The organism is uncultured Sphingomonas sp. (assembly GCF_964250165.1).
In the GTDB taxonomy this organism is placed as follows: Bacteria; Pseudomonadota; Alphaproteobacteria; order Sphingomonadales; family Sphingomonadaceae; genus Sphingomonas.
In genome coordinates this window covers 1-6,718 of sequence record NZ_CAXUEK010000103.1, presented here as the reverse complement: position 1 = coordinate 6,718, position 6,718 = coordinate 1, and the positions used below count along the sequence as shown (strand labels likewise).

8 protein-coding genes are annotated in these 6,718 nt (G+C 69.1%); 2 read left to right on the top strand and 6 right to left on the bottom strand.

From position 1 onward, the window contains the following. Both ACFE64_RS14430 and ACFE64_RS14425 read left to right on the top strand, forming a co-directional pair. Nucleotides 1-348 (top strand): hypothetical protein (locus tag ACFE64_RS14430; protein ID WP_375393153.1); only part of this gene is annotated, 348 nt, incomplete at its 5' end. A gap of 134 nt (nt 349-482) precedes the next feature. After that, a complete protein-coding gene (locus tag ACFE64_RS14425; protein ID WP_375393152.1) occupies nt 483-629 on the top strand; it encodes a hypothetical protein in 147 nt (48 codons plus the stop codon). Between the two features lie 94 nt (nt 630-723). Here the strand turns inward: ACFE64_RS14425 and ACFE64_RS14420 are convergent, their stop codons facing one another. The 6 genes from ACFE64_RS14420 to ACFE64_RS14395 all read right to left on the bottom strand — a co-directional run bounded on the left by ACFE64_RS14420 (nt 724) and on the right by ACFE64_RS14395 (nt 6,674). Beyond that, nucleotides 724-1,488 (bottom strand): PEPxxWA-CTERM sorting domain-containing protein, encoded by a 765-nt coding sequence (locus ACFE64_RS14420; protein WP_375393151.1) that lies wholly within the window; start codon nt 1,486-1,488, stop codon nt 724-726. A 195-nt stretch (nt 1,489-1,683) separates the two neighbouring features. Continuing rightward, nucleotides 1,684-2,151, bottom strand: a complete 468-nt coding sequence (locus tag ACFE64_RS14415; protein WP_375393150.1) for a PaaI family thioesterase — start codon at nt 2,149-2,151, stop codon at nt 1,684-1,686. 109 nt (nt 2,152-2,260) lie between these two features. Then, on the bottom strand, nt 2,261-2,965 hold the full coding sequence (locus ACFE64_RS14410; RefSeq protein WP_375393149.1) for a hypothetical protein: 705 nt from the start codon (nt 2,963-2,965) through the stop codon (nt 2,261-2,263). A 191-nt stretch (nt 2,966-3,156) separates the two neighbouring features. Beyond that, entirely contained in the window at nt 3,157-3,927 is a 771-nt protein-coding gene (locus ACFE64_RS14405; RefSeq protein WP_375393148.1) for a metallophosphoesterase family protein, read from the bottom strand. A gap of 182 nt (nt 3,928-4,109) precedes the next feature. Further along, nucleotides 4,110-5,201, bottom strand: a complete 1,092-nt coding sequence (locus ACFE64_RS14400; RefSeq protein ID WP_375393147.1) for a catalase family protein — start codon at nt 5,199-5,201, stop codon at nt 4,110-4,112. Between the two features lie 87 nt (nt 5,202-5,288). Continuing rightward, the gene (locus ACFE64_RS14395) at nt 5,289-6,674 is read right to left on the bottom strand and encodes a DUF1501 domain-containing protein (RefSeq protein ID WP_375393146.1); all 1,386 of its coding nucleotides are present in this window, start codon (nt 6,672-6,674) and stop codon (nt 5,289-5,291) included. Nucleotides 6,675-6,718 lie beyond the last annotated feature (44 nt).

Here is a 6,718-nt window from a genome sequence, read left to right as displayed (position 1 = left end):
TTCCAGGAGACCACCCGCGTCCTCACCGAGGCGGCGGTTCAGGGCAAGCAGGACACGCTGCAGGGTCTCAAGGAGAACGTCATCGTCGGCCGCCTGATCCCGGCGGGCACCGGCGCGGGCATGAACCGCCTGCGGGTGGCGGCGACCAGTCGTGACGCGGCGTTGCGGTCGCAACAGCGGACGCTCGCCGCCGCGCTGGTCGCGCCGAACTCGGCCGCCGAGGAGCACGCCGCCGAGCTGGCGCGCTCGGCACGGGACGACACGGGCACGGGCGACGACCCGCTGGCCGAGGTCGTGCCGTCGGGTCAGGGCCGCGACGAGGATGCCGGCGAGTATCTGAACTCATAAGCGGGTTCAGGGCTGAGAGAATGAAACCGCCGCCCGGTCGCCCGGACGGCGGTTTCCGATCGTTGACGAGCCCCGCCGATCCGCGGCGGAGGAGCAGGCCATGGCTCCCTTCCTGCTCTTCTACGAGCTGCGCGGTGCTGCTGTTCGAGGGAAGCTCGTTCGCCGCCGCCGAGGCGTTCGCGCGCGCTGATCCCTATGTCACGGAAGGGCTGGTCGAGCGCTGGGAGGTGCGTGGCTGGACGACGGTGATCGACACGACCGCGGCGATGCCGGTGCGCTGACCCAGACACGACGAAGCCGCCGCCCGGGGATCCGGGCGGCGGCCTGTCGCGGCCACGGTCCCCGGGCCGTCAGCCGAGGACAGGCCGGGATCGCTCAGGCGGCGACGCGCACGTCGGACCGGCGACCGGCGCGGAGCGCACCGCCGACCAGGCCGAAGCCGGCGATCATCATCGCCCAGCTGGCCGGCTCCGGCACCGCCGGCGGGGTCACGTCGTTGACGGTGATCGAGGCGAGCTTGAAGCCGTCATAGGAAGCCCGGCCGTTGGCGGTGAAGTAGCTCGACAGGCCCGCCGCGCCGATCAGCCATTTGGTCGACGCGGTCGTGCCGGTGATGTTGTCGAAGCCGCTCGCGCCGCCGGCATTGTCCACGAAGCTCCAGAGATTGCCCGCATAGGAGTAGGCGCCGAGGTTCACCGTCGAGTTCCACGCGGCGGTCTGGATCGCGCCGGCATTGTACCAGCCGAGATCATTGTCCAGCGTCGTCTGCGACCCGAGCTGGTAGCTGTTGAACGTCAGCTGGCCCAGCGTCACGGCCCGGCTGAACTGGAGCAGCACGAAATCCGTGTAGCCGCCACCATTGTCGATCTGATGCGTGCCGTCCGACGTGCTTTCCCCCGTGCCGACGACGCCGAGACCGCCGCTGAAGATGGCGAGCGTGCTCGACGTGATCGCGTTGGTCGACTGGTTCGCCTGCCAGGCCGTGACTTTCATCTGCAGGGCCGGCGCAGGCGTCGCGTCCGTGAACACGGAATTGGTGGGCAGCGTGGTGCCGGTGGTGTTGAACGTGTATTGGGCGGCCAGGGCCGGCGACGTAACGCCCAATAGAGTGGCGCCAAGCGCCGCAAAGCCGATCTTCATGTTCGTCCCCCTTGTGTAAGCAACTGATCTGGGGCTCTGTCGACCAAGGGCGTGGCACGAACAACGGTGATGTGGGCGTGGTCATCAGGCTCGTGTTAACTAACTAAGTGGTTCGAGCGCGCCGACAAACTGGCTCACGGCATCATTTCTTGTATCGAATCGAAACAGCGCGGCGGATTGCGCGATCACAATTCGTCAGCGCCGCCCGACCTTCTTGATGATGCCGGTGAAGCTCAGCACCGGTCGGCCATCCGCGGTGACGAGCCCGCGTACGAACACCAGGCTACGCGCCGCGCGGGTGATGTCGCCCCGCGCCTCCACGAACTCGCCCACCCGCGCGCCGGCGAGGAAATCTCCCGCGAGGTTCACCGTCACGCCGAACGAGCCCTCCATCGCCGGCCGCGCGATCGTGAACAGGGCCGAATCCGCGAAGGTCATCAGGCAGCCACCATGCATGAAGCCGCCGCCGTTCATGTGCTCCGGCCCGGCTCGAAAGGCGGAGACGTCCGTGCCGTCTTCATCGACGCGCTCGTAGAAGGGCCCGGCGCGCGTCTCGAACGCGTCGCTCTGCCATTGGTACCAGCCGGCCCACTCACCCTCGGTGATGCGTTTGAGCCGGCTGTCCGACTCCCGCGTCTCCCCTGTCCCGATCTGTTCGCTCATGACGTCGCCCCATTCACGTCGTCCGGGCCGCGCGCAAGCGAGAACCGCAGGAGCGTCGGCCGAGCCGCCGGTGAGTCGCATAGCAGGTGGCGTGCGCCCGAAGGCGAGCTCAGACGGCGCGCCGCGCCGCCGCATCGATCAGGCCCGCATGAGGCAATCGATCGAGCCGGAACCTGACCCATAGCGGCTGACGCCTCACGGCCCTGCACAGCTGCGCCCAGAACGCATCCTCGCCACCCAGCTTGACGTCCAGGCGATCCCATCCGCTCGGCCAAGCGCGATGCAGCAGGGCGCGCGCCGTGTCGGGGCGACCGGCCAGGATCAGCTCGAGCAGTGCCTGCGTCGTCACGGGCGTGCCCTCCTTCGCTTCCGGCGGATACAGGGTCAGCGCCGGATACCGATCCTGCGCCCATCGCCGCAACTCTTCGTGCATGGCCAACGCGCGGAATGCCAGCTCGTCGGCGGACCAGCGCCGCGCCAGCAAGACGGTCCGATCCAGGGACCAGCCGCCGTTTGTCCAACGCACCGGCAGCCGCGCGATCACCGCGCCGGCATGCGGCGCGCCGTTGAAATACTCCAGATCGAACGGCAGATCGAGCCGGAGCGCGCCGGGTCCGGGATGAACGGCGGCCATGTCCATCCGTTCGCCGCTCAGCTTCACCACGGCAAGCCGCGGGGCGAACGTGACGGCAAACAGATCGCCTTCGCCGCCCGAACCGCCGTCGTCGCCGAACACCAGCGCGTCCGGTCCCGCCCCGCCCGGCGCCCGGCGCCAGAGCCGCCGGACCTGGACGTACCCCGCGCCGAGCGCCACGAGGCGCGCACCTTGGCGAACGGCGATCCCGCGGCACCAGTCATCATCGTGCTGATCGACCGTTTGCGGGCATGGCGTGGTCTCGACCGCGCCGCCCGGCCCGGACCAGAGCGGCCCGATGCGCGACGGGACGATCTGCCCCGTCGCTGCGCCGGCGGCTACGGCCAGCGTTATGGCCGCGAGCCCGCGCCTCACTGCATTTGGCCGATCCCGATCGCCGTGTCGGGACGCGACGACAGCGTGCGCGCGATCGTCTCCAGCCGCTTGCCCTCGATCCTCAGCTCGTTGAAGGCCGGCGGGCTGGAGCGGGTGCGTTTCGACAGCGTACCTGCGCCGATCATGCGGACCGTGCGGCCAGCGCGCTCGACGGGCACGTCGAAGGGGACATGGACGTGGCCCGACAGCACCGCGTCCGCCCCGGCGGCTGCCAGCGCGGCGAGCGCGGCCGCGCCGCCCCGGGTGCGGCCGGGGCCATGGGTGCCGTCCTCGATCAGCGGATGGTGCGCGGCGACGAGGATCACGTCGTCGGCGGGCGCGGCGGCGATCCGAGCCAGTGCCAGCGCCAGCGACGTCGCGCTCACCCGGCCCTTGGACTGGTCGACACGCCATTGCGCGCGCGCGATGGTCTTGAGCGGCACCACCGTCACGCCCGCCACCGCCAGCGGCTGCGCGATCAGCTGCTCCACCGCGGCATAGCGCCGATAGGGACGGAACAGCCGGTGCAGCGGGTCCGAATAATAGGGGATGTCGTGATTGCCGATCTCCAGCGTCAGCGGGACGCCCAGCGACCGCAGCCAGCGCCCGCCCGCGGCGAACTCGCGGGGCAAGGCGCGCATGGTGAGATCGCCGGTCATCACCACCGCGTCGGGCTTTTCGGCGGCCACGCACTGGGCGAACCATTCCAGCGCAGCGGGGTCCTCCGCACCGAAATGGACATCGCTGACGTGGAAGAGCTTGGCCATGGGCAACCGTTAGCGGCGGCGCGTGACCGGCATCAACCCGTTCCCGTCATGCCGGCCTTGTGCCGGCATCCAACGCAGGACCGGACGGGCTGCGTGGTCGCGCAGCTTCGGCCTGGAACCGGCTCGGACTCCGGCTCAAGGCCGGGGTGACGGTGGGGAGTTCAGGGATCATGCTGCGAACGTCAGGGCACTTCGGCCAGCGCCTTCGGCTCGTGCATCGGGCAGCCGTTCGTCCGGCCACGGAAGTCGGCCGACCGCCTGTAGGGATCGTTGCGCGCGCGGTTGACGTTGCCGAGCGGCTGGTGCGCGGCGAGGCCGTGCCAGACGTTGAAGCTGAGCGCGTCGTCGGTCTTGCCCGACGCCATCGGTTCCCAGCCCAGCTGCGGCTCGACCGCCAGCGTCGCGACGGGCTCGAACGGGCTGTCGTCGGCCGTCCACTCCACCGTCGCGTCCTCCACCGGCTGTTTGTCCAGATCGCGGCAGAGCTGGACGCGCAGCTCCCAGGTGCCGCCATGCTCGATCAGCTCCTCGTTCACCGCCCCGCGGATCGCGTCGGGGCGGCCGGAGGTGTGGACGTGGCTGCCGGTCAGCTTCGTCAGCCCGCCCGACACCGGGAACAAGGCGAACTTGGCGATATGGTCGCCGAAGCGATATGCCGTCTGGCTGTAATAGGTCTCGCCGAGCGGATGGACCGGCGCGGCGCCGCCCAGCTGCTGGAGGTTGGGCGACGGCCTGCCGATCGCTTCCAGCCCCGCCTCGATCGGCTGCAGCACCGCGGAAAGCGCCTTCTTCACGCCCTCGATCCTGTCCGTCGTCTTGGCGAGGAGCGTCAGGTTGGCGAGGAACTTCTTGGTGTCGGGCGCGCCGAACACCGGGCCGTTGACGAGGATGAAGTCCTGCGTCGTGTCACCCTCCGAGCCGGGCAGCCGCTCGCCCTCGACGCCGATTACCTTGAGCGCCAGCCCGCGCGGGGAATTGACCGAGTCGTCCAGGATGTCCCCGGGCTGGGTGGAGATGCGCGCGATCGCCTCGTAGACGCCGGGGCGTGCGAACAGCCCCTGCGCCAGCTCGGGCTTGAGCCCGCCCTTCACCGTCAGCCTGCCGCGCACGATCCCGTGGGCCTTGGCATGGACCGCCCGGACGGCGTGGCCATAGTCCCTGGCAGTCGTGTGCTGGACGATATCGAACTGTTCCTCCAGCTGCCCGATCGTCTTGTCTTCGTCGGCCTGCGGTTGCTCGACGGCGGGCGAATAGCGGACGGGCGCACCGGGCATGGGCTGAAGCTCCTTCAGGTTCAGCCGGTTAACTCTTGTTATTACGGCGCGTTCCCGGCGACCGCCGCCCCCGGCCGCGTCCGTGCGTCAGACAAACCCCAGATTCCATGTCGACGGGTTGTAATTGCCCATGTTGGGCAGCACCGTCGTCATCTGCCCCGTCGACACGCCGAACCAGCTCGCCAGCGTCGAGGCGTATTGATCGACCGAGATGGTCGGCAGCAGGCGTCCCTGCCCGACATCGTCGGCGGTGTTGTTGCCGATCGCCGGCGGCGTGCCGTAGATGCGCTGGCCCTTGATCGCCCCGCCCACCGCGAAGTGCATCGAGCCCCAGCCATGGTCCGAGCCGTCGTCGTTCGACTGGAGCGTGCGGCCGAAATCGCTGGCCGTGAACGCCGTCACCTTGTCGGCCACACCGAGCGATGCGGTGGTGTCGTAGAAGGCCTTCAACGCATCGCCGACCTTCTGCATCAGCCCGGGATGTTGCGCGACGAGATTGTCGTGCAGGTCGAACCCGCCCAGCGAGACGAAGAACACCTGCCGTTTGGCGCCGAGCTCGTTGGATACGGAAATCAGCCGCGCGACGATCTTGAGCTGGTCGGCGAGGCTGTTGCCGGTCGGGAACAGCGTGAAATTGGCCGCGGGCGCGCCGGCGAGCGCGGCGGACACCTGCGCATAGGTGTCGAGCGCGCGCTTTGAGACCTTGGCGTGTTCGCTGCCGAGCAGGTTGTTCGGCCCCGTCGTCATCAGCGACTTGAGCGTGCTCATCGCGGTCGGCGAGCTGTAGAGCGAGGACGCGTTGCCGAGCAGCGGGATCGGGCCGCCGGTGCCGATCGAATATTGCAGCGCCGACTGGCCGGTGAGGTATACCGCATTGCCGCTGGCGTTGATGCAGGTGAGCGTCGCCGTGCCGTTGCCCGCCTGGAACACATCGCCGATGCGCCCGCCCCAGCCCGAGGTCGCGCCTTCGGGATTGGAGGCCTGGAAATAGCTCTGCTGGTCGTTGTGGCTGAACAGCTTGGGCGGCAGCTTGACCGAGTTCGCCTGATACTGCGTCTTGGTGGTCGGCTGCACCAGAGTGCCGACGTTGAGCAGCACCGCCGCCTTGCCCGCGTTGAACACCGGCAGCAGCGAGGCGAGGCCGGGCGCCAGCGCGTATTGCCGCCCGCCGAGCGAGTTCGTCGGGTTCAGGACGGTGGCGGTCAACGCGTCGCGGCTGAGCGCGATGTTGCTGCGCGCCGCCTGATACTGGTTGTAGCTCGCCTGGTCATAGGGCGGGAGCGTGTTGGCGTAATCGTTGCCGCCGTAGAGGAAGACGCAGACCAGCGCCTTGTAGTCGCTGGCGGTCGCCGCCGCCGCCTCGCCGATCGCGCCGAGGCTGGTGACGAACGGTGTGGCGACGCCCGCCACGCCGAGAACGCCGGCGCGCTTCAGGAAGGCGCGGCGGGACTGGTCGTGCTCGAAGCAGCTCATGTCACTTCACCGTCAGATAGTCGGGCGACGCAAGCGTCAGGAGG

Bases quoted from the DNA above. Each gene is read 5' to 3' on its own strand.
- ACFE64_RS14395 (WP_375393146.1), bottom strand. From the start codon at position 6,674: ATGAGCTGCTTCGAGCACGACCAGTCCCGCCGCGCCTTCCTGAAGCGC.
- ACFE64_RS14400 (WP_375393147.1), bottom strand. From the start codon at position 5,201: ATGCCCGGTGCGCCCGTCCGCTATTCGCCCGCCGTCGAGCAACCGCAG.
- ACFE64_RS14415 (WP_375393150.1), bottom strand. From the start codon at position 2,151: ATGAGCGAACAGATCGGGACAGGGGAGACGCGGGAGTCGGACAGCCGG.
- ACFE64_RS14405 (WP_375393148.1), bottom strand. From the start codon at position 3,927: ATGGCCAAGCTCTTCCACGTCAGCGATGTCCATTTCGGTGCGGAGGAC.
- ACFE64_RS14420 (WP_375393151.1), bottom strand. From the start codon at position 1,488: ATGAAGATCGGCTTTGCGGCGCTTGGCGCCACTCTATTGGGCGTTACG.